The 23,995-nt window shown below is 64.7% G+C and carries 14 protein-coding genes; 11 read left to right on the forward strand and 3 right to left on the reverse strand.

All coding sequences use genetic code 11. The features are described 5' to 3' along the window. Positions 1–19 precede the first annotated feature (19 nt). Positions 20–9,790: a thioester reductase domain-containing protein gene (locus tag C4K39_RS24195; protein ID WP_124347574.1), complete on the forward strand. Its 9,771-nt coding sequence runs from the start codon at positions 20–22 to the stop codon at positions 9,788–9,790. 27 nt (positions 9,791–9,817) lie between these two features. Beyond that, the gene (locus C4K39_RS24200) at positions 9,818–11,248 is read left to right on the forward strand and encodes a PfaD family polyunsaturated fatty acid/polyketide biosynthesis protein (protein WP_217884162.1); all 1,431 of its coding nucleotides are present in this window, start codon (positions 9,818–9,820) and stop codon (positions 11,246–11,248) included. 141 nt (positions 11,249–11,389) lie between these two features. On the opposite strand, the gene C4K39_RS24205 is transcribed toward C4K39_RS24200, so the two are convergent. Then, entirely contained in the window at positions 11,390–11,602 is a 213-nt protein-coding gene (locus C4K39_RS24205) for a hypothetical protein (protein ID WP_124347575.1), read from the reverse strand. Here C4K39_RS24205 and C4K39_RS24210 point away from each other — a divergent pair. Continuing rightward, entirely contained in the window at positions 11,601–13,292 is a 1,692-nt protein-coding gene (locus C4K39_RS24210; RefSeq protein ID WP_124347576.1) for a SulP family inorganic anion transporter, read from the forward strand. The two genes, C4K39_RS24205 and C4K39_RS24210, sit on opposite strands and share 2 nt — an antisense overlap. 198 nt (positions 13,293–13,490) lie before the next feature. Continuing rightward, a complete protein-coding gene (locus C4K39_RS24215) occupies positions 13,491–14,645 on the forward strand; it encodes an ankyrin repeat domain-containing protein (protein ID WP_124347577.1) in 1,155 nt (384 codons plus the stop codon). 79 nt (positions 14,646–14,724) lie between these two features. On the opposite strand, the gene C4K39_RS24220 is transcribed toward C4K39_RS24215, so the two are convergent. Continuing rightward, on the reverse strand, positions 14,725–15,384 hold the full coding sequence (locus tag C4K39_RS24220; RefSeq protein WP_124347578.1) for a hypothetical protein: 660 nt from the start codon (positions 15,382–15,384) through the stop codon (positions 14,725–14,727). 174 nt (positions 15,385–15,558) lie between these two features. Here C4K39_RS24220 and idi point away from each other — a divergent pair, with 174 nt between their 5' ends. After that, positions 15,559–16,074: an isopentenyl-diphosphate Delta-isomerase gene (gene idi / locus C4K39_RS24225; RefSeq protein ID WP_124347579.1), complete on the forward strand. Its 516-nt coding sequence runs from the start codon at positions 15,559–15,561 to the stop codon at positions 16,072–16,074. A 60-nt stretch (positions 16,075–16,134) separates the two neighbouring features. On the opposite strand, the gene C4K39_RS24230 is transcribed toward idi, so the two are convergent. After that, complete coding sequence (locus C4K39_RS24230; protein ID WP_124347580.1) at positions 16,135–16,788, reverse strand: TetR/AcrR family transcriptional regulator; 654 nt, start codon at positions 16,786–16,788, stop codon at positions 16,135–16,137. Between the two features lie 166 nt (positions 16,789–16,954). Between C4K39_RS24230 and C4K39_RS24235 the strand changes: the two genes are divergently transcribed. From C4K39_RS24235 to C4K39_RS24255, 6 genes are all read left to right on the forward strand, one after another. Next, positions 16,955–18,199, forward strand: a complete 1,245-nt coding sequence (locus tag C4K39_RS24235) for an MFS transporter (protein WP_124347581.1) — start codon at positions 16,955–16,957, stop codon at positions 18,197–18,199. 35 nt (positions 18,200–18,234) lie between these two features. Then, on the forward strand, positions 18,235–19,041 hold the full coding sequence (locus C4K39_RS24240) for a cyclase family protein (protein WP_124347582.1): 807 nt from the start codon (positions 18,235–18,237) through the stop codon (positions 19,039–19,041). Between the two features lie 26 nt (positions 19,042–19,067). Further along, positions 19,068–20,372: a fumarylacetoacetase gene (gene fahA / locus C4K39_RS24245; RefSeq protein ID WP_124347583.1), complete on the forward strand. Its 1,305-nt coding sequence runs from the start codon at positions 19,068–19,070 to the stop codon at positions 20,370–20,372. A gap of 69 nt (positions 20,373–20,441) precedes the next feature. Further along, a complete protein-coding gene (locus C4K39_RS32010) occupies positions 20,442–20,564 on the forward strand; it encodes a hypothetical protein (protein WP_263986920.1) in 123 nt (40 codons plus the stop codon). 377 nt (positions 20,565–20,941) lie between these two features. Further along, positions 20,942–22,597, forward strand: a complete 1,656-nt coding sequence (locus C4K39_RS24250; RefSeq protein WP_225926538.1) for a DUF1302 domain-containing protein — start codon at positions 20,942–20,944, stop codon at positions 22,595–22,597. Positions 22,598–22,617: 20 nt separating this feature from the next. Continuing rightward, the gene (locus C4K39_RS24255) at positions 22,618–23,973 is read left to right on the forward strand and encodes a DUF1329 domain-containing protein (RefSeq protein ID WP_225926537.1); all 1,356 of its coding nucleotides are present in this window, start codon (positions 22,618–22,620) and stop codon (positions 23,971–23,973) included. The last annotated feature ends 22 nt before the right edge of the window (positions 23,974–23,995 follow it).

Consider the following 23,995-nt stretch of genomic DNA (forward strand, 5'->3'; position numbering starts at 1 on the left):
CAACTGAAGGAGTCGATTCATGGACCCACGATCGCCGCAGGACGAAACCACCGCCACGCCTGGCGCCAGCGAACAGGCCGCCAAGCCATTGCTCCAGGCCTGCCCAGAGCAGGCAGCCATCGCCATCGTCGGCATGTCCGGCCGCTATCCCGGGGCGGACTCGCTGGAGGCCTATTGGCGCAACCTGGTGGACGGCCGCGACTGCGTGGGCGAGATTCCAGCCACGCGCTGGGACGTCGATGCCTATTTCGACCCGGCCATACCTTCGCCGGGCAAGGCCTACAGCAAGTGGCTGGGCAGCCTGGAGGCCATCGAATGCTTCGATCCGCTGTTCTTCAATATCGCCCCCACCGAGGCGCAACGGATGGATCCGCAGCAGCGCCTGTTCTTGGAGGAGGGCTACCGGGCTTTCGAGGATGCTGGGCGAGCGCCACAGGAACTGAGCGAGTCGCGCTGCGGCGTGTACCTGGGCATCAGCGGTAGCGAGTACGGCACCCTGGTCCAGCAGCGCCTGGGCCTGGTGGACATGATTGGCAGCAGCCCGGCGATCGCCGCGGCCCGCATCGCTTACTTCCTCAACCTCAAGGGACCGGCGATTCCGGTGGATACCGCCTGCTCGTCGTCGCTGGTGGCCATGCACCTGGCCTGCCAGGCCTTGCGCAACGGCGAAGTGGACCTGGCGCTGGCCGGTGGGGTGGCGTTGTACCTGATGCCGGAGCTGTACGTCTGCATGTGCGCAGCCGGAGTCCTTTCACCTACGGGTAAATGCCGGACCCTGGATAACCAGGCCGACGGTTTCGTGCCCGCGGAGGGCGTGGGCGCGCTGGTGCTCAAGCGGCTCGCAGATGCCGAGCGCGACGGCGACCCGATCCACGGGCTGATCATCGGCTCGGGGATCAACCAGGACGGCCGAAGCAATGGCTTGACCGCGCCCAACCAGGACAGCCAGGCCGCGCTGTTGCGCGAAGTCTACCAGCGCCACGGCATCGATCCGGCCAGCATTAGCTACGTGGAAATGCACGGCACGGGTACCAAGCTGGGCGATCCGATCGAACTCAATGCCCTGTCCACGGTATTTCGCGAGGGCACCAGGGAATCGGGTTTCTGCGGCCTGGGCTCGGTCAAGAGCAACATCGGCCACACCTCGGCCGCCGCCGGTGTGGCCGGTGTGCACAAGGTACTGTTGCAGATGCGCCATCGGCAACTGGTACCGACCCTCAACTACAGCAGCCCCAACGAGCATTTCGACCTCAAGCTGGAACAGTCGCCGTTCTTCGTCTGTACCTCGGGCCAACCCTGGGCGCCTACCAGCGGGGTGCCATTGCGCGCGGCGGTCAGCTCGTTCGGCATCAGCGGCACCAATGCCCACCTGATGCTCGAGGAGTATCGCCGGCCCCAGGCCAGTCGCTCCAGGGTGGAACTGGATGAGCAGCACCCGCTGCTGATCGTGCTGTCGGCCAAACGCCCCGCACAGCTCAAGAGCTGCGCCGCACGGCTCAAGGCGTTCCTCGAGAACACTACGGATGTGGACTGGCCGGCCCTGGCCCATACGCTCCAGGCGGGGCGGGCGCCGCTGGAGCAACGGCTGGCCTTTGTCGCCACCGCGCCTGGGCAGGTCATCGCGACACTCGCAGCCTTCATCGAAGGCCAAGCGCTCGAACAAGTGATGGTGGGCGATGTTCGCAAGACCCTTGCGCACACGGGGGATGTCGACCCGGCCAAGGCTTTGTCTGGGGCCGACGGGCTGGCCTTGCTGGAGCTGGGCAGGGAGTGGGTCAAAGGCACGCAGATCGACTGGCGGTCGCTCTACGCCGAGCAGCCCGGGGGCCGTATGGCCCTGCCGACCTATCCGTTCGCCCGGGAGCGCTACTGGATCGAGCAGCCCCCGGATGCGGGCGACGAGCCCGGGCCGCTGCCTCCGACGTTGCATAGCTCGTTGCAGCCCCTGTTCCAGTACAGCGGCTCGCTGGCAGGTGAACAGCGTTTCTCCACGACCCTGACGGGCGACGAGTTCTTCTTGCGCGATCACCAGGTCGCGGGGCAGCCGTTGGTGCCCGCGGCGATGCAGTTGGAATGGGCGCGCGCGGCCATGGCCCAGGCCCGTGGCTTGCCGGCCGAGCATCCCGTGCTGCTGGAGGAAATCGCTTGGCTGCGCCCCCTGGCGCTCCGCTCGCCGCTGCAAGTACATGTCGGCCTGCGGGAGCAGGGCGAAGGCACTGTTGCCTATCGGATCTTCAGCGATGATCAGGGCGAGCCATTGGTGCACAGCCAGGGCCGGGCGCGGTTGGACAGCAGCCCTGAGCAACCACGGGTCGACCTCCAGCAACTGCGCGCGGGGTGTGGCCGTCAGCTAGACGGTGCCGCCTGCTATGGGCGCTTCGCCCGGATTGGCTTGGACTATGGCCCGAGTTTCCAGGTGCTGCAGGGCCTGGAGCTGGCTGACGATCTGGTGCTTGCGCGATTGCGCGGCGCTAGTACGCCCCCTGGAGTCGGCTTGCCCGCGCCGTTGATCGATGGCGCGCTGCAGGCCAGCCTGGGCCTGGCCGCGCAAGACGCCCTGGCATTGCCTTTTGCGCTACAGCGGCTCGAGCAGTGGCATGCGCTGCCGCATGAGGTGTGGGCGATCTTGCGACCCGCTACGAACCACCGGGGCAAACAACGCGGGATCGATATCGATCTGGCAGACAGCGAGGGACGAGTCATGGTGCGATTGAGCGGATTCAGCAGCCGGGCGCCGGCGGATAAATCGCCGCTGGAGGCGACAGACACCGACCCGCTCCAGGAACTGAGCCTGATGCCGGCCTGGGAGCCAATCCTCGAGCAGCCGGGCAACACGCTGAGCGATTCGCGGCCTGGGGGCCGGATGGTAGAAATCTGCGGCGAGGTGGAGCAAGGCCAATTGACCGCCGGCGGCCAGGGCGCCTGGCAATCCTGGCTCCAGCAGCAGGAGCCGTTCGAACACCTGGTCTGGCACGTACCGCCAGGCCAGCCCTGGGCCGCCAAGGCCGCCTTCCTGTTGATCAAGGCCCTGCTGGAGCTGGGACACGGCGGGCGGCCGCTGGGTCTTTGCGTCGTCACCCGCCAAGCCCTGGGCGTACGCCCGCAGGAGCTGGGCGATCCCTTCCAGGCCAGTGTGCACGGTCTGATCGGTAGCCTGGCCAAGGAATACCCCAATTGGCGCCTGGACCTGGTGGACCTGGCGCCGCAAGACCCGATTCCCTGGTCGGCGCTGCTCGGCCGCACGCCAGGCGTGGCCGGAGAAACCCTGGCCTATCGCCAGGGCCGTGGCTATCGCCAACGCTTGCTGGTCTGCCAGCTCGCCGCACCGGCGCAACCGGCCTTCCGCCAGGCGGGGGTATATGTACTCCTCGGCGGCGCCGGTGGCATTGGCGTGGCGTTCAGCGAGTACCTGATCCGCCAGTACCAGGCCCAGGTGGTATGGCTGGGCCGGCGCAGCGAGGACCAGGCGATAGCCGATCAATGTGCACGCCTCGCGGCGCTGGGCCCGGCGCCCCTGTACCTGCAGGCCGACGGCCGCGATCGCGCCGCCCTGGAAGCGGCGCTCAGCGAAATCCACGGGTGCTATGGCGCCGTGCATGGCGTGGTGCACGCCGCGCTGGTGCTGGCCGATCGCAGCCTGGCACAGATGGATGAACAGACCTTCGAGGCGGCGCTGGCGGCCAAGCAGGAAACGGCGCTGAACCTGGACGCGGTCTTCGGCAACGAACCCTTGGACCTGATGCTGTACTTCTCGTCGTTGCAAAGCTTCGCGCGGATGGCGGGGCAGGGAAACTACGCCGCTGGCTGTTGCTTCGTCGATGAATTTGCCCGCAATGCGCAACGTCCCTATCCGGTAAAACTGGTGCACTGGGGTTACTGGGGTGGGGTCGGCGTGGTGGCATCGCCCGACTACCGGGCGCGGATGACCCAGGTCGGAATCGGCTCGATCGAGGCCCCACAGGCCATGGCGTGGTTGGAAAACTGGCTGGCCGGCCCACTGGAGCGTCTTGGGTTCGCCAAGCTGGACTTGGCCAGGGTTGCCCCCGCCTGGGGCATCGCCAGCGATGAAGTGGCAGAACTCATGCCCGCGGTGCCTGTCGTGTCGCTGCCGGTACCGCCGCTACTTGCCCCGCCGGTCACTGCGGCCAGTGCCTGGCAAGCGCTGGAGCAACGCCTGAAGCCACTGCTGTACAGCCTGCTGCAAGAACACGGTTGGTTGGCAACCGAGCAGGGACTGGCACCGCAATACCAGCGCTGGCGTGCAGCGGCGTTGCGCCTGGCCGGCCATCCCGAGGCGGATACCGGTTGGGACCGGCAGTGGTCGCAGTGGCAGGCCTACTGCGAACAGGTACTGGCAGGAACCGAGCCGCGCGGCCTGGAGACCCAGGTACGCCTGCTCGACCAGATGCTGCGGGCATTGCCGGCGATATTGCGTGGCGAGCGGGAGGCGACCCAGGTGCTGTTCCCCGAAGGGCGACTGGATGGGGTCGAAGCCCTGTATCGGGATCACCCGGTGGCAGATCACTTCAACGCAGTGCTGGGTGAGCGCCTGCAGGCCTATGTCGAGCAGCGCTTGCGCCTTGAGCCCCAGGCGCGCCTGCGGATCCTGGAGGTCGGCGCCGGGACCGGCGGTACCAGTGCCGGGCTCTTGGCGCGCCTGGCGCCATACGCCGGACAGATCGACGAGTACGCCTATACCGATGTGTCGCCGGTCTTTCTCGAGCATGCCCAACAGCACTACGCGCCCCGGGCTGGTTACCTGCGAACCGGCTTGCTGGACATCGAGCGGGACCCTTCGAGCCAGGGTTTCCAGGCCGGAGGCTATGACGTGGTAGTGGCGGCGAACGTGCTGCACGCGACCCGAGACATCACGCAGACCCTGGGACAGGTCAAGAGCTTGCTCAAGGGCAACGGACTGTTGCTCTTGAACGAGGCCACCCAGGCACACCTGTTCGGGCATTTGACGTTCGGCCTGCTGCCCGGGTGGTGGCTGGCCGAGGACCCAGAGCTGCGTATCCCGGGCACGCCGATGCTGACTCCCGCCAATTGGCGCTGCGTGCTGCAAACACAAGGATTTTATGGCGTGGACATCCCGTGCGGCACGACCCAGGCCCTGAGCCAGGAAATCATCCTGGCCATCAGCGACGGCGTCGTGCGCCATGCCGTCACGCCTATCGAACCGCTTTCCGCCGCACCTGCCGGGCCCACGACTGAAGCGCAAGGCGCCCAGCCGCCTGCGGCGCCGTCCGGCCTGGATGCCCAGGAACTGGCGACCCAGGTCGAAGCGGCGATCACCCAGATGATTTCCGACTACCTGAAGATCGCCCGTGAAGAGCTGGATCGAAATACGCCCTTTGGCGAGTTCGGTTTCGATTCGATCGCTTCGACGGCGTTTACCCGGCTGCTCAATGAGCGTTATGGCCTGGACATGGCGCCCTCGGAGTTTTTCGAGACCCCGACGATTGCCGCGCTGGCCAGCTACCTGGCGCAGGAGTACCGGGCCGAACTGCAGCCGCTCTTTGCCCCGGCCCAGGCGCCCCGAGCGTCCGAGGCGAGCGCGCCGAAAGTTGCCGCACCCAGGGTCGATCATGTAGCCCAAGGCCCGGGGGGCGAGCCCGGCCTGACCAAGGCGGGCGCCGAACCGATCGCCGTGATCGGCATGAGCGGGCGTTTCCCTGAGGCCGAGGACATCGACGCGCTGTGGCGCAACCTTGAGGCGGGCCGCGACTGCATCGGTGAGTTGCCCCTGGGGCGGTTTGGCGCCGGGCCAGAGCCTACCTTGCGCCATGCCGGAGTGCTGGAAGACCTGGATGGGTTCGATCCGGCCTTCTTCAATATTTCACGCCGCGAGGCCCAGGGCATGGACCCCCAGCACCGCTTGCTGATGATGCAGGTCTACAAGGTGATCGAGGATGCGGGGTACTCGGTGCAAAGCCTCTCGGGCAGCAATACTGCGCTGCTGGTGGGTACCTGCGCCACGGGTTATGCCCAGCTGCTGGCCCAGTCCGGCGAGGCCGTGACCGCGGCACTGGCAGTGGGCACCGCTGGATCGATGGGCCCCAATCGCATGAGCTACTGGCTGAACTGGCATGGGCCGAGCGAGCCCATCGAAACCGCCTGTTCGAGTTCCCTGGTGGCCGTGCATCGGGCCGTGACCTTGTTACGTACTGGGCAGTGCGACCAGGCGGTGGTGGGTGGCGTCAACACCCTGCTTTCAGCAGAGGCCCATGAGAGCTTCATGCATGCCGGGGTGCTGAGCGGCGATGGGCGATGCCGGGCGTTTTCGGCCCAGGCTGGCGGCTATGTACGGGGCGAAGGGGTGGCAATGCTGATGCTCAAGCCACTGTCCGCGGCCGAGCGTGACGGCGACCACATCCATGGCTTGATCCTTGGTAGCGCGCAGAATCACGGCGGCCAGGCCAACTCGCTGACCGCACCCAATCCGCAGGCCCAGGCCAAGGTGATCGAAACGGCGCTGCGTGAAGCCGGGGTGGACCTGGCTAGCATCGGCTACATCGAGGCCCATGGCACCGGCACCGAGCTGGGCGATCCGATCGAGATCAAGGGCCTGAAGCAGGCGTTCCGTAAGCTGGCGGGCAAGGATGCGTTGGCCGAGCACAGCGTCGGCCTGGGAACCATCAAGAGCAACATCGGCCACCTGGAACTGGCGGCCGGAGTGGCGGGGCTGGTCAAGGTGCTATTGCAGATGCGCCATGGGTGCCTGGTCCAGAGCCTGCACAGCCTGCCGCTGAACCCGCAGATCGAACTCGCGGGCAGTCCGTTCTATGTGGTGGATGCCAAGCGGCCCTGGCCGGCGCTCGTCGATGGCCGGGGCAACGTGCTGCCCAGGCGCGCCGGGGTCAGCTCGTTCGGCTTTGGCGGGGTGAATGCCCATGTGGTGCTGGAGGAGTATCGGCCGCAGTCGCTCCCGGCCCAAACGGCCCAAGCCAAGCCGGTGCTGGTGCTGCTCTCGGCCCGGAACGCCACAGGACTCAAGGCGCGGGTCGAGCAACTGCTGGCCTTTATGGAGCACCGTGAAGTGGACCTGCAATCCCTGGCGTACACCCTGCAGGTAGGGCGCGAGGCGATGAAGGTGCGCCTGGCTTGCGTGGTGGATTCCGTTGATAACCTGCGCAGCCGGCTGCGGGCTTACCTGGGCGAAGAGGGTGGGCAGGGCGAGATTTTCCATGGCGATATCAAGCGCGACCCGGGCCTGCAAATGATCTTCCAGGCGGACGAGGACCTGCAGGAAACCGCCAGCAGGTTGATCGCCCAGGGCAAGCTGGGGCGACTGGCGCAGTGGTGGGTATTGGGCCTGGAGATCGACTGGACGCGCCTGTATGGCCAGCAGCGGCCGCGGCGGATCAGCTTACCGACCTACCCCTTCGCCCTGGAGCGATGCTGGGTGCAAGCATCCGCCAAACCGCGCGCTAGCCAGCCGCACCGCGAGCCTGCGCCGATTGCGTCGTTGCCCGGCAAGCCACGGGGTTTGCGCCTGCAGGCGACGGAAGAACGCGCCGAGCTACGGGCCGTCGCTTCCCAGGGCGGGGCGTCGAGCGGGCATTCCACGGTGCAGGTGGCCGTGGCAGCGCGACAAATATCGCAGGACACAGCGGCTACCACTGCCATGCCTGATAGCCGGCGGGATCGTATCGAACTGACGGAGCTGGAAGGCGTTCTCAGGCAAACCCTGGCCGAAGCACTGCGGATCGAGGTCGATGATATCGATCCGGACGAAATACTCTCCGATCGTGGACTGGATTCCATCGTTGCGGTGGAATGGATCCGCGATATAAACAAGCGTTACTCAATCCTGCTCAACACCAGCAAGGTCTATGAGTTCCCAACGATCCGCAAGATGGCCCTGCTCGTACAGCAAACCAGGGAGCAGTTGCGGGCCACTGCGCCGGATAGCGAAGCAGCACCCATCGTACCGCTTGCCGAGGAGTGCCGCGCTGCTAGCCAATCGCACCCCGAGCCAGCAACTTCCTCCGGCCAGCGGTTGGCAATGGAGAACGAGGTCACCACCAGCGCGTCTGGCGAAAATGCATCGATCCGCCAGCGCCAGCTCGAGCAAGAACTGACGGCAAGCCTGGCCGAATCACTGCGAATCGACGGCCAGGATATCGACCCGGAGCGGATCTTGTCCGAGATCGGGCTGGATTCCATCATTGCGGTTGAATGGATTCGCGACATCAACCGGCGTTATTCGATCCTGCTCAACACCAGCAAGGTGTACGAATTTCCGACAATCCGAACGCTGGCGATGCTGGTAGGCCAGTTGCGCGATGGCACCGCCAGTGCCACGCAGCATGCATCCGGCACGCCACCGCAAGTGGTCAAGGAGGCCAAGGAAAAAACCTTAGCAGGTTCAGTTTCAGCCCCGTCCAAGGTGTTGAGCCCGGTGGTGATACCCGAGATGGACTCTAGGGCGGCGATGGCTATTTCCGTGCTGGATCCAACCACTTCCGAGCCAAACTCAACGCTTGCCGTGCAATCCCGGGTACTCGCCAGTCAGCTTAGACTGGACACCTTGATCGGCTCGGACATCCTGCGTGCGGCCTCACAACTAGCGCCACCCGCCGACTTGCCGCCAAACCAGGTGCTGTTGACGGGGGCCAGCGGTTTCGTTGGCCGCTTCCTCGCCCTGGCCCTGGGCCAAGGTCTTGAAGCGCGAGGGGGAACGCTCTACTGCCTGGTCCGTGCGGCTTCGGATGAGGCTGCCCGGCAGCGGCTGGTCGAGAGCCTGGCGGCGTCTAATGAACTGCAGCAGCGTCTGGTCGAGTTCCTGCGAGCCGGGCGCCTGGTGATCCTCGCGGGCGACCTGACCAAGCCGCGCCTGGGCCTGGCGCAACCGACCTGGGACATGTTGGCGCACAAGGTCGAAGCCATCGTGCACAACGGCGCTTTGGTCAATCACCTGCTGGCCTACAACCAATTGCACGGGACCAATGTCCACGGCACTGCCGAGGTGATACGCCTGGCGCTTTCGGGAAGGAAAAAGACCATCAACTTCCTTTCCAGCATCGCCGTGGGCAATCCGGTGAACCGGAACGAGCCGATCCATGAGGGCGAGAAAGCCCTGGAACTCTATGACAACTGCCTGGGCGCAGGGCGGTACGCCGCAGGTTATGCGGCCAGCAAGTGGGCTGGCGAAGCGTTGCTGCAAGAGGCGTGGGAAAAATGGTTGGTACCGGTCAAGGTGTTCCGCTGCGGCATGTTGTTACCACACAGTACCCATCGTGGATTCGTCAATCTTGGCGACGTGTTCTCGCGTTTCCTGGTCAGCCTGGTCCAGACCGGCATCGCTCCACCTTCGCTGCATTTCGACAGCTCTCGTCCCGTGGCTGCGGGTTTTCGTGGTTTGCCGGTGGATGTGGCCGTACGCTCGATCGCCCAGATCAGTCTTGGAGCGGATACCGGGTACTCCATCTACCACGTCCTGAGCAATGCTCCTGGCGCTCCCAGCCTTGATCAACTGGTGGACTGGATACAGGAGCTGGGCTATCCGATAGACAGGCTGCAAAGTACCCAGGCCTGGCGCGCAGACTTCATGGTGCGCCTGGAGGCACTCAGCGCCCGGCCAAGGTCCTACAGCCTGTACTCATCCGTCTATCAACTGGACGAACTGCAGGATGTACTGCATCAACCCGAGTTCGACAGCCACAGGTTTGCCGAGCGCACCCGCTCGCTCATTGACGGCCCGGCGGTACAGGACTGCCTGGCGCCGATCGACAGGGGATTCATTTCCAGCTACCTGGATGAGCTGGGTGAAGCAGGGTTGATCTAGAGCGGTTTGTTGAGAGAGGACATGGAGATGGGACATTTTCCTGACCCACTGACACGGATGGTCGGCACCGCGGCAAGCGCACGGCGCCAAGGCGGGCAGAACCTGGGCAGTGCGCTGTTCCGCCGGCGCTACGGCTTGAAGTACGCCTATGTCGCCGGAGCCATGTATCGCGGCACCGCTTCACCGCAGCTGGTGATCCGCCTGGGTCGGGCCGGCCTGCTCGGCTACCTGGGGACCGGTGGCTTGAGCCTGGCGCAGATCGAACAGGCGATCGGCACGCTGCAAGCCGCGCTGCCGGCGGGCGAGCCCTACGGGCTGAACCTGCTGGCGGAGTACGACGATCCTCATCATGAGCGAGCGACGGTGGAGATGTACCTGGCCCGCGGCATTCGCAATATCGAGGCGGCGGCCTTCATCGAGATCACATTGCCGCTGGTGCTGTTCCGGCTGCGCGGACTTGCGCGCGAAGCCGACGGCACGCTGGTGTGCAGGCACCGGGTGCTGGCCAAGGTCTCGCGGCTCGAGGTGGCCGAAGCCTTCATGAGCCCGGCGCCGGAGTCGCTGGTGGCGGCGCTGCGCAGGGCCGGGGATATCACCGAGGAGCAAGCCGAACTGGCTCGGCAGGTACCCATGAGCCATGACATCTGCGTTGAAGCCGATTCCGGCGGGCATACCGATGGCGGTATCCCGACCATCGTGCTGCCGGCAATGTTGCAGTTGCGCGACGCACTGCAAGCCCGGGCGGGGTATGCCGAGCCCATCTGCCTTGGCCTGGCTGGGGGCATCGGCACTCCCGCAGCCGCGGCGGCGGCCTTCGCGATGGGGGCCGACTTCATCCTGACCGGGTCGATCAACCAGTGTACGGTCGAGTCGGGCGCCACGGACCTGGTCAAGACCATGCTGCAGGACGTGAGCATCCACGACATGGCCTATGCCCCGGCGGGGGACCTGTTTGAACGAGGGAGCAGGGTGCAGGTACTCAAGCGAGGGGTGTTGTTTCCCATGCGGGCCAACCGTCTGTATGCGCTCTACTGCCATTACGAGAGCCTCGAGGCGATACCACAGAACATTCGCGGCGTGCTGGAGCGGCTGTTTTTCAAGCGCACGCTGGAGCAGGTCTGGCAAGAGTGCGAGCACTATCTGCTGGCCCAGGGCCGGGAAGCAGACCTGGCCCTGGCCCGAAGCAACCCCAAGGTGCGCATGGCCCGGGTATTTCGCTGGTACTTCGCCTACTCGACCAAGCTGGCCTTCAGCGGCGAAAGCGCGGACCAGGCCAACTACCAGGTACAGACCGGCCCGGCGCTCGGTGCCTTCAACCAGTGGGTCAAGGGCACGCCCCTGGAATCCTGGCAGCGGCGGCATGTGGACGAGATCGCCACGAGCTTGATGGAGGCCACGGCGCAGCACCTGTTGGCGTTGCAGATGATGCTGGCCAGCCCGCAGGAAACCATCCGATGAACTGAGCGCCCGTCAACCGGGGCAAAGACTGCCCGCAACCCACGCCATCTCGCTGTAGTGCAGGAGCCGGCTGGCTCCCGCCAACGGTTTCAGGCCGCCCGCCCTTGATCCGAGGTAGGCGCCACCGATCCAGCCGCTCGATCACAGCGCGCCTGCCGCCTGGCTGCTGGCGATGCTGGTCGAGCGCAGACGAGCACCGGCCAACATTCGACGATCAACATAAAAGCTGCTCCAGCTCATGGCGTTCGAGTGCGCGATTGGCTTCAATAGCGGGCTGCGTCGCCTTGCCTGCCGCATGGCTTGCAAGGGCATGGATGAATAACAAGAACGGAACACTTCGAAAGGACCCTGCATGTTGCTCTCCCGCTATCTGTCCGGCCTGTCCAACTTGTTGCATTACCGCCGTGAATGGTTGCGCGCCGACCTGCGGGCCGGTTTATCGGTGGCGGCGATCCAGATTCCCATCGCCATTGCCTATGCCCAGATCGTCGGGTTGCCTGCGCAGTACGGGCTCTATGCCTGCGTGCTGCCGATGATCGTCTATGCCCTGGTCGGCAGCTCGCGGCAGTTGATGGTCGGCCCCGACGCCGCCACCTGCGCCATGCTCGGCGGGGCCGTGGCGCCCCTGGCCATGGGCGACCTGCAGCGCACCGTCGAGTTGTCGATGATTGTCACCGTGCTGGTGGGGCTGATGCTGATCGCCGCGGGGATCGCCCGGGCCGGGTTCATCGCCAGCTTCTTCTCGCGACCGATCCTCATCGGCTACCTGAACGGCATCGGCCTGAGCCTGATCGCCGGGCAAATGGGCAAGGTGGTGGGCTTCAAGATCGAGGGCGAGGGCTTCATCCTCGGGTTGATGGATTTTCTCCAGCGCCTGGGCGAGATCCACTGGCTGACCCTGGCCATCGGCTTGGCCAGCCTGGGCTTGCTGATCGGCTTGCCGCGCCGCTATCCACGGGTGCCGGCGGCGTTGGTGACGGTGGCGGTGTTCACCCTGCTGGCCGGGGTCTTCGGCCTCGACCAGTTCGGCGTGGCGATCTTGGGCCATGTGCCTGCCGGCATCCCCGAACTGTCCTGGCCCAGCACCACCCTGGAAGAGAGCAAGAGCCTGCTGCGCGACGCCCTGGGTATCGCCACGGTGAGTTTCTGCAGCGCCATGCTCACCGCCCGCAGCTTTGCCGCACGCCATGGCTATGCAATCAATGCCAACCATGAGTTCATCGCCCTGGGCATGAGCAACCTGGCAGCGGGGGCCTCCCAGGGCTTCGCCATCAGCGGCGCGGATTCGCGTACCGCGGTCAACGACATGGTCGGAGGCAAGAGCCAGTTGGTGGGCATCATCGCCGCCGTGGCGATTGCCCTGATCCTGCTGTTCTTCACCGCGCCCATGGCCTGGATCCCGCAGCCGGCCCTGGGCGCGGTCCTGCTGATGGCCGGCTGGGGCCTGATCGATGTGAAATCCCTCAGGCAGATCCACAAGCTCAGCCGCTTCGAGTTCTGGCTGTGCCTGCTGACTACGGTGAGCGTGCTGGGCCTTGGGGTATTGCCGGGGATCATGTTCGCCGTGACCCTGGCCATCCTGCGCCTGCTGTACAGCATCTACCAACCCACCGACGCGGTGCTGGGCTGGATGCCAGGCATCGAAGGCCAGGTCGATATCAGCAAGTACCCGCAGGCCCGGACCGTGCCCGGGCTGGTGGTGTATCGCTTCGACGACGCGATCCTGTTCTTCAACGCCGACTACTTCAAGATGCGCCTGCTGGAGAACATCGGGCATGACGGCAAGCCCGAGGTGGTGTTGTTCGATGCCGAAGCGGTCACCGATATCGATGTCAGCGGCATCGCAGTGCTGCGGGAAATCCGCGACACCCTGGCCGCCCAGGGCATTCACTTCGCCATCGCCCGTGCCCGCGGCACCTTCCTGAAGATGCTGGAACGCTCGGGGATGAGTGCACAAATGGACGAGCAGCTACTGTTCGGCTCGGTGCGTGCAGGGATCAGGAGCTACCGGATCTGGCGCAACAGCGTGCGCGGCAAGCAGTGAGGCGGAGCAGGGGATTTTGGTCATGAGTCTTTCGGTACCAGCCCTGAACTCATTCGCTGCGATAGCGGTCGCGACACTCCGGCCTTCATGGGCGGTTGCATCGCAATCATAAGTGAGCAGTCCCTCTGGCTTACCGAAATGGTTGACGAGCGCAGCGGTTAACGACTCAATGCGCTCCCCGGAGCGTATCGACAGAACATGGACCTGCACCTGATGACCGAGTGGCAACGACTGTACAAAGAACACGAGACCCAGCTGGATCGCCTCTACGAGGATGTCCGGGAGGGCAGGGTGGAGCGATTACGGGCCTTTGCCCAACAGTATCCGCAGTTGCTGGAGCTGCCCCGCTATGGCTCTGCTGGGGATATCGGCCTGCTGCAGATGGCCGCCAGCGAAGGCCAGGCCGAGGTTTGCCAGCTGCTGCTCGAGCTGGGCCTGGAGGTGGATCGGCCGGTGCGGGTCAGCGGCCAGGAAACGGCGCTGGGGCTGGCGGCCAGTGAAGGGAGCCTGCCGACCTGTACCGCGTTGCTCGACGCCGGCGCCAGTGCCAATGGCCTGCCATTGAGCATCTGCCCACCACTTTACGCGGCCGCGTTGGCCGGCCATGAGCAGGTGGTCGCGCTGCTTCTGGCGCGGGGCGCCACGGTCAACCAATTGCATCGGCGCTTCAACAACACCGCCCTGGATGCCGCGCGCGCCTGGGGCCACCCGGCTGTAGCAGAGCTGCTGCAAGCCAATGGCGCACAGAGCATCCTGGATATCGACGCCCCGGACGTCGAGGGGCCGGGGCAGGCGATCGCGACCTTCGTCCACAACAGCGCCGGCTGGGTGCTGCCGGCGCTGTTCGGTCCGCCCAGCGCGGACCCTCGGTTTTCGCTGCATATCAGCCTGCTCACCAAGGGTCGCTACAAGCTGTTGTTCACTATTGGCCTGTACCACACCACTCCCATGACCGAGCTGTTCGTCTGCCTGCCCGAGGACTGGGCGCTTCCCCAGCACGGCCTGGCGCAGCAGCCAGCCTGGTGCTTCCCGGTGCAGCTACTGGCTCGCCTGGCCCGCCAGAGCCTGGAGCACCAGGCCTTGGCCGAGGGGATGCTGGTACTGCGTGATGATCCTGGCTATGGGGACCTGGCCTGGCCCGATTCGGTGGATGCGATGCTGGCGGTGGACAAGCCATGGGACCCGGCATCCGCGGGCGAGGAGATTGCCGACGATGACCGGGTGGACCTGTTGTTGCTGGTCCCGGTGAAATTCACTGCCAAGGGCAGGCCCACCGGCGAGGCCCTGGATGCCCTGGTCGCTCGCAAGCGCAAGGCGAGCTGGAAGGTCCTGGCACTCAAGCCCCCGGCTTGATGCCCGGGCAAGGGAAATGGCGGCCCCCGTCGGCCCATGGGCGCCGACGGGGACAGTGCAGTGGGTCAGGCAGGGGGCGTTACTGGGTGATGGTCAGGCTGCCGGTGGCCTGGACCGAGCCATACCGAATACGCGAATAGACCGGGTCGCTGTAGCTGAAGTCCATGACGGTGCCCATGGAGCCAAGATGTATGGCCTGGCAGCTGAAGTTCACCGCCACTTGCCCGCCATAAGGCGTGACGCCGATGGCGACCTGGGTCGGCCCGGTCCATTCGATCTTGCAGCCCAGCGTGCTGCCCCCGGCGCTGGTGTTGTAGCCACGGCAATTCAAGCTGGCGTTGCCGTTGCTGGTGTTGGGCAAGCCAGCCCACTTGGCGATAGCCAGGTTGGCCGAGCAGGAGGTGTTGATGCTGCTGGCCCCCGGAGCAAGCTTGTAGACCCCGGAAGGCGGCGCGAGGGTGGCGGTGACAGGTGTCAGCGGCAGTGGCGAGAATGTCGCCGCGGCCTGGTTTTCGACCACCGTCGTCCTTGAGGGCGGGAGCTTGCACACCACCACGGCGCCAACGTCGTCGGACTTCTTCAGCTCTCCCAGGGCGGTAATGTCAGAGCCACCCTTGGACTCGCAAAAGAGCTTTCGCAGCTGGGCTTTTTCTTCGACATCGGCTGCGGATGAGGCGTGGGCCAGGGGGGAAAGTGCCAGGCCGATGACTCCTGCCAGCAACAGGCGTGAAAGATTCATGATCGATTCCTTATCGATGTTAAGACCGGGCGAAGGGTATGCCCGGCCTGTCGCCGATTTAATGACAAAAGCTCGGGTGTGAGCCTGTACTAAGCTGGACCGGAACAAGATCATTCGAGATGGGCCCTGGTATCCGGTGCTGAAGGCCCCGCTCGCCAACGCAAGGAATGTCACATGCCGCACATCGAGGTCATCCTGGTGGATGCCAACGACAGGGAAGTGGGCGTCATGGAGAAGCTGGCGGCCCACCAGGTCGGGGCCCGCCACCGGGCGGTATCGGTCTACGTATTCAACAGCCGTAATGAGTTGCTGCTGCAAAGGCGCGCAGCAGGCAAATACCATTGCGGCGGTTTATGGAGCAACACCTGCTGCGGGCACCCACTACCAGGCGAAAGCACCGATCAGGCGGCGCAAAGGCGCCTGAAAGAAGAGATGGGGTTGACCTGCCCGATGACCAAGCGCTTGGCGCTCAGTTACTTTCTCCATCTGCCGGGAGGCTTGATCGAGCACGAATACGGGCACCTGTACTTTGCCCGGAGCGATCTTGAGCCCGTATTGAATCCTGCCGAAGCGGACGCCTTTTCGTATCGCTCCCTGGAGGCGATTCGCCAGGATATCCAGGCACATCCTGACGACTACACGCCCTGGTTCAAGTTCACCTTCCCCGAGGTCTTGAACCTCAGGGTCTAGTCCCCGCCGCTGATATCGCAGCGTTCGCACTGGCATTGGCGAGGCCCGCCAATGCGTGGCTCATTGGCAGGATTGCGCGGTCGTGGCGCGGATTCCGGCCGTGATGAAGGTGATCAGGTAGTTGGCCTTCACCTCGATCTCCATGGCCTTGACCTCGCCAGCGGAGATCCGCTCGATGCGCTCATCGAACACGCTCATGACCAAGGCGCCGACAGCGAAGTGATAAGCCCAATGCGCCGCGGCCGCCGTGATGTCGGGCAGGGCCTTGCGGATCGCGGCGATGAACTCGGCGGCGAACGGGTCGAACAGCGCCTCGACGATGCCCCGGCCTGCCTCCTTGGGGTCGGAAGACTCCCGCGCCACCAACTTGGCATAGGCGACTCCCGCAGCGTCATGCTGGATGCTCATCACCGGCCTCACGAAGGCCCGGACGATGTGCTCCAACGCGTCTTCATCCCCTTGCAGAGGCTGGCGCAACAAGGCTTGCCGGGCGTCGAGCACGGACTTGCGCCGCTCGAACAGCTCGCGATACAGGTTGAGCTTGGTCTTGAAGTGGTACACCACCAGGGGCAAGCCCACGTTGGCCGCCGCCGCAATATCACGCATCGAAACGCCGTCGTAGCCACCCTCGGCGAACAGGCGCTCGGCGGCATCGAGAATCGACTCACGCTTGCTTACCACGGCCATCTCTTGCTTCTGGGGTACCTGGGTCATCGACATCCTCAAGGCTTGCTGGACAGGCGGTGATTGTGCCTGCCCGACCCGGCCCACGCCACCGTATCGACTCGGCTAGACCGACTAACTGTACGTGTGTATAGTTTTGCACAAAACAACAAAACCACCGCTCCGCTCGAGCACAGTGGTACCTCCAGGAGTCAGCATGACGACCCAACCCGACAGCTTGAAATGGCGCGTCCTTATCGGTTCCTTCCTCAGCTACACCTTCGATGCCCTGGACATCCTGGTGCTGATCATCGCCTTGCCGACCATCCAGGAAAGCCTGCATATCAGTGCCAGCCAGGCCGGGCTGATGGTGACCGCCACCTTGCTCGGGGTCGGCGTCAGCAGCCTGGTGATGGGCACCCTGGCCGATACCCTGGGCCGCAAGAAAGCCCTGCTGGCATCGTTGGTGGCATTCGGCGGGCTGACCATGGCCATTGCTGCAGCGAGTGACTGGAAGCAGATCCTGGTCCTGCGCTTTTTCGCCGGACTTGGGCTGGGTGGGGTCTGGGGAATCGTCGCGGCCCACGTACATGAAACGTGGCCGGCCCAGCAGCGGGGCCGGGCGACCGCCTTCGTGCTCAGTGCGTTTTCCGCAGGTTCCGGGCTGGCCGCGCTGCTGGCTGCCGGCCTGCTGCAAGCCTATGGCTGGCGCACCCTGTTTTTCATCAGCGGTGCGCTGGTGGTGGTCCCGGTGCTGTACGTCGCACTGCGGGTTCCGGAGTCCGACGCCTGGCTTGCCAGGCGCCACCGCCAACCGGAACGGGCGGACACCCGGCCATTGCTGGCCATCGCGCAGCTGTTCGGCCCGGGCCTGGCCCGCCGGACCCTCCTGGGCAGCGCGGCCTCGGCCCTGGCGCTGACGGCCTATTGGGGGACGATGACCTGGATCCCGACCTTCCTGGTCAAGCACCACGGGCTTTCATCCACCACCATGGCGAGCCTGATCGCAGTGATGAACGTTGGCGCGTTCATCGGCTACAACCTGTTCGGCTGGCTCGCCGACCGCCTGGGCAAGCGGCCCATGGTCATCGTGTCCCTGGTGGGGTCGGGGCTCATGCTCCCGGTCTATATCTGGGTGGCAGACAGCACCCTGCTGTTGCTACTGGGCCCGGTGTACGCCTTCTTCCTGTCGTTTGTCGGGCTGTTCGGTTCGTACTTCGCCGAGCTGTATCCCACTCACCTGCGGGCGTCCGGCGCCGGCTTCTGCTTCAACACCGGGCGTGGACTGTCGGCGTTCTCGCCGATCCTCCTGGGATCGCTGGCGAGCAGCGCGGGGCTGAGCCTGAGCCTTGGTTTTTGCGGCGTGCTGTTCCTGCTCGCCGCCGTAGCAATCCGCTGGCTACCCGCCCAAGCGCAGGGGGCCGGCGATCCTGAGCCGTTGCCGGCGGCTGACAGGGTTTGATTGGCATGCAACTTCCTGAATGAGGAGTCATAAAAATGGGACGTCGATTTGTAGATCTTTCAATCTTCCTCGAGAACGATGTGATATCCGACCCGCCCGGGTATGGGCCGAAAATCCAGTATCTGGATCACCGGACGACGGCGGAGCAGGTCACCTCGTTCTTTCCCGGCCTGCAGGTCTCGGACCTGCCCGACAGCGAAGGCTGGGCCATCGAGCATGTGCAGCTCAACACCCATAACGGCACGCACCTGGACGCGCCGTATCACTTCCATAGCACGATGAACGAGTCGTTCGGCGAGCGTGAGCGGGCCATCACCATCGACGAGGTACCGCTGGAATGGTGCTTCCAGCCGGGAGTGAAACTGGACTTCACGCAGTTTCCCGATGGCTACGTGGTCACCGCGCAAGACGTCGAGGCGGAACTGGCGCGGATCGGCCACCAGCTCAGCCCGCTGGAGATCGTGGTGGTCAACACCGCCGCGGGCAAGCAGTACGGCCAGCCCGGGTACGTATCGGCCGGCTGCGGCATGGGTTTGGAGGCCACCATGTACCTGCTCGAGCGCGGCGTGCGCCTGACCGGCACCGATGGCTGGAGCTGGGATGCGCCCTTCGTGCATACCGCCAAGAAGTATGCCCAGACCCACGACCCCGCGCTGATCTGGGAAGGGCACAAGTCCGGTCGCAACATCGGCTATTGCCACCTGGAGAAGCTGCACAACCTCGAGGCCTTGCCCTCCACGGGTTTCTTCATTTCCTGCTTCCCCTGCAAGATCCGCAGCGCGTCAGCCGGCTGGACCCGCGCCGTGGCCATCTTCGACGACGCGCTCAAGGCCGGGGCATGAGTACCAACGCACCCCAGGAGAACCCCATGCATTTGAACCACACCCATGATGCGACGCGCCTGAGTTGGTTGGCCCAAGCCAATGACCGCGTCACCGACTTTCCCTTGCAGAACCTGCCGCTGTGCGTGTTTCGCCGTCGCGATGGCGACGAAGCCTGGCGTGGCGGCGTGGGCATCGGTGACCAGATCGTCGACCTGGCAGCCTTGTCCCGCACCCGCTGCGTCAGCGGTGAACTGGCCGCAGCCGTGCAGGCCGCGGCGGGGGCGTCGCTCAATCCGCTGCTGGAGCTGGGCCCCGGAGCCTGGCAAACCTTGCGCCATGGGCTCTTTGCACTGCTGGAAGCCGGCAGCCAGAACGAGCCCACCGTGCGCCAGGTCCTGGTCAGCCAGGAGGCGGTCGAATACCGGATGCCGATCCAGGTTGGGGACTACACCGACTTCTATACCTCCCTCGATCATGCGGTGAACTGCTGCCGCCAGTTCGGCCTTGAGGTGTACCCCAACTTCGACTGGCTGCCGATTGCCTATCACGGCCGTGCTTCATCCATCGAGGTCAGCGGGCAGAAGGTCTTCCGGCCCATGGGCCAGAGCCGCCTGGATGCCGCTGCCGCTCCGGTCTTCGGACCTTGCCAGCGCCTGGACTACGAACTGGAGATCGGCGCGGTGATCGGCCGCGGCAATGCCCGTGGCAGCCGCATTGCGCTGGAAGACGCCCAGCAGCACATCTTCGGCCTGTGCCTGCTCAACGATTGGTCCGCACGGGATATCCAGACCTGGGAGATGAACCCGCTGGGGCCGTTTCTCGCCAAGAACTTCGCCACCACGATATCCCCCTGGATCGTCACCCTCGAGGCCTTGCTGCCGTACCGCACGAGCTGGAGCAGGGCACCGGAGCGACCGCAACCGCTGGCTTACCTGAGCGCGGCACAGAACGCCGCGGAGGGGGCCTTCGATATCCAACTGGAGGTGTCGATTCAAAGCGCCAGCCAGCGCGCCGCCGGCCTGCAGCCGCGAACCCTGACCCGCACCAGTTTCCGCCACCAGTACTGGACCCTGGGCCAGATGATCGCTCACCACACCGTGGGTGGCTGCAACCTGCAGAGCGGTGACCTGCTGGGCAGCGGCACGATCTCGGGCCCCACCGCAGGCGAAGCCGGCGCGTTGATCGAGCTGACGGTTTGCGCAACGCAACCGGTGGACATCGGCCACGGCGAGCACCGGGGGTTCCTCGAGGATGGCGACACCGTGCTGTTCAAGGGCTGGTGCCAGCGGGAGAACTTCGTGCGTATCGGCTTTGGCGTCAATCAGGGCACCGTGCACCCGGCACCCTGACCTCAAGGCACGGCGCACTCCCTGGCGCCGTGCCTTCAAGCCACTGGCTCGAAGGCTGCGGACAAACCCATGTCCAAGGGGTTGTGGCCGAATCGCTGGCCAATGCTGGCGAGCATCAATCACTTTCAGCGCCTGGTGGCGCTTGCCTGTACCTGCGCCGTGCTGATCGGCTGGCAACGGATTCACCGCTAGCACCCGCGGTTTGCGCCGTGCGCACCTCCTATCGCCAGCGCTGTGCCTTTGCGCCACTACCTGCCACAGAGCCTCGCGGACTCTTGCCTGACCAGTCGAGGAGGGCCCGGGTGCAGGACAACCATGCAAGGTACGACTTCGTATTTTTTGGTACCAAATATGTTGACTTGGTTCCATGCGCCATGCTCTATTGGTACCACAACAACATTAGTCGGTACCGAACTTCGCCGCGTCAGCGGCCAGGGCAAAGCCCGGGCCGCAGGTCACGAGGGGGGCAGTCTTAGCGCATGGCTCGAACACGAGCGGCGCTAGGCCTGGATGACCTCGCTCGGATGGCCTGGGGCAGGGGCTCGCGATAAACGACAGGAGCCAGCAGAGTGAAAATAAAAATAACAGCAGCATGCTTTTCTACCTGCAGTGCGCTCGCCATCGCAGCAAGCGTACTGGCGACGGCGACAGCTTATTCTCCAGCGTGCAACGCCGCGGAAATCGACCTGGGCAATCCCGACTGGCAGATGCGTTGGGACAACACCCTGCGCTACGGCGTGATCTCGCGGTTGAGATCCCATCGTTCGGCACTGGTGGCCAATCCCAACCAGGATGATGGCAACCGCAACTTCGACCCGGGCATCGTCTCGAACCGTGTCGATTGGGTGAGTGAGATCGACGTCAGCCATTCGAGCGGTTTGGGTGCCAGGGTCTCCGGTGCGGCCTGGTACGACGATGTCTACAACCGCAAGAACGACAACCCGGGTTTTTCCGCCGGGGCCTTTCCCAACCATACGCCGCACAACAGGTTCTCATCCGATACGCAATTGTGGATGGGCCGCAACGCCGAATTTCTCGACGCATTCGTCTATCAGAAGTTCGACCTGGCCGACATGCCGAGCGTCGTGCGCCTGGGCCAGCATGCGCTGGTCTGGGGCGAAAGCCTGTTCTTCTCCAGCAACGCCATTGCCGGAGCACAGAGCCCTTACGACCTGAGCCGCCTGGCCACCGACTCGACGGCGCAAGCCAAGGAATATGTATTGCCCGTTCCCCAGGTGTCGGGACAGATCCAGTTGACGCCGGATGTATCGATCGGCGCCTACTACCAGTTCGAGTTCGTCGAGAATCGCCTGCCTGCGGCGGGCAGCTATTTCGCCGTCGGGGATACCGCGCCTATCGGCGGCGAGAGCATTCTCGTGCCCTTGCCCTCGGGGCAGATGCTCAAGGTGAACCGCAACAAGGATGTCAGGGCCTCCGATTCGGGGCAGGGCGGCGTGCAGTTGAAGTGGAACTGGAACGAAACCGACTTCGGTTTCTATGCGCTGCGTTTCCACAGCAAGAGCCCCGTGAGTACGACCACCCTGGGAGCCGGAGGCGTCCCGGCGTCCTATACCCTGGTCTACCCGGAGGACACCACCGCCCTGGCCTTCAGTGCCAGCCACTCCTTCGGCGATACCAACCTGGCGCTGGAAGCCGGCGTGCACCACAACCAGCCGCTGTACTCGACCCGAGCGGTGGACTTCGCCGGTAGCAACAACAGCGATAAACCGGCCTATGCAGTGGGCAGGACAGGGCACCTGAACCTCTCGGCGATCTCCAACCTGCCACCGACAGCCTGGTGGAACGAGGCCTCGCTGACCGGCGAGATCGCCTGGAACCGCATGCTGTCTTGTACCAAGCAGTGCGGGGCCCTGGATGCCAACACCACCCGGGATGCTTCAGCCCTGTCCCTGGTGTTCCAGCCTACGTATCGCCAGGTGCTACCAGGGCTCGATATCGATGTGCCGATCGGCGTCCAGTACGCCCCCAAGGGCTCGCGCTCTTCGCTCGCAGCCGGTTTCCCGCCCGAAAACGGCGGCACCTTCACCCTGGGGGTGGCCGGCACCTACGACACGGTGTGGAAGCTCAAGCTGGCCTACACCAACTACTTCGGCAAGGCCATGCCGGCCACGATCACCCTGCCTTCTGGCGTCTCGGCGGCGAGCTTCGGCCAGTCGCTTGCCGATCGCGACTACATCTCCTTTTCGGTGCGCCGCACCTGGTAACGCTGTCATTCGAGGTAACGATGAAACTCTTTCAGATGTCTTGTGGCGTAGCTGCCTGCTTCGCGGTCTTTATCGGTAGTGCCAATGCGGCCGTCACGGCCGAGGAAGCAGCGAAACTGGGTACCGAGCTGACCCCCTTCGGGGCCGAGCGTGCGGGCAACCGGGACGGCAGCATCCCAGCCTGGAACGGCGGCTACACCAGCGCGCTGCCCAATGCGGTCAATGGCAGCCGTGGCGATCCGTTCAAGGACGAAAAACCGCTGTTCACCATCACCGCCAGCAACGTCGGTGAGTACGCCGACAAGCTGAACGACGGCCAGGTGGCGATGTTCAAGAAGTTTGCGGACTATCGCATCAATGTCTATCCGACCCACCGGACCGCCAGCGCGCCACAGGCGGTGTACGCCAATACTGCCTGGAACGCAGTTCACGCCACGCTGGATGGGGATGTGCCACGGGGTTTTGCCGGGGGCATTCCGTTCCCCATTCCCAAGAGCGGGGCGCAGGTGATGTGGAACCACTTGCTGCGTTGGCGCGGAGCCTCGTTCGTGATCCAGGGCGCCGGGTACCAGCAGTTGCCCAGCAAGAAGGTGCTGGTTTCCGAGACCCGGATCAACTTCCAGTTCCCCTCGTACCTGAAGGATGCCAAGCCCGAGCAGTTCAATGACGGCAAGGCGGTGTACCGGCAGATGGCGGGTTTCCTGGTGGGGCCGCCCAGCCGCGCCGGGGAGGGCATCTCTTCGTTCTATGCGCTGGATTCGGCCAACGACCAGGCCTGGACCTACCTGCCGGGCCAGCGCCGGGTGCGCAAGCTGCCCAACCCCTGCTGCGACACGCCATCGTCGTCGGCCGCGGGCCTGACCACCACCGATGAACTGCAGATCTGGGAAGGCACCCTGACGCGCTTCAACTGGAAGCTGCTGGGCAAGAAGGAGATCTACGTTCCCTACAACGGCAATGCCTTCATGGGGGCCAAATCCAACGAAGAGATCCTCGGCGACAAGGTCTACGCCAACCCGGACTACGTGCGCTGGGAGTTGCACCGCATGTGGGTGGTCGAGGCCACGCTGCGCGATGGCGAGCGCCATGCAGCGGTCAAGAGTCGCTACTACTGCGATGAAGACACCTGGGGCTGCCAGTTGGCCGACCGCTGGGACAACAGGGGTCAGCTGTGGCGCACTTTCTGGATGAGCAACATCGTCGCCCCGGAGATCCCGGCGGTGGTCAACCTGACCTGGCAGTTCACCGACTTGTTGGCCGGAGTGGGCTACATGTCGGACTTGATGGCCGGCAAATCGAACCAGTACGCCCTCAAGCCCAGTTATCCCGCGTCCGAGTTCGGACCCGATGCACTGACCCGCAGCGGCGTGCGCTGAGCAACCTGCAAGGCGGCCGCGT

Origin of the sequence: Pseudomonas sessilinigenes, from assembly GCF_003850565.1 — a bacterium.
Taxonomy (GTDB): domain Bacteria; phylum Pseudomonadota; class Gammaproteobacteria; order Pseudomonadales; family Pseudomonadaceae; genus Aquipseudomonas; species Aquipseudomonas sessilinigenes.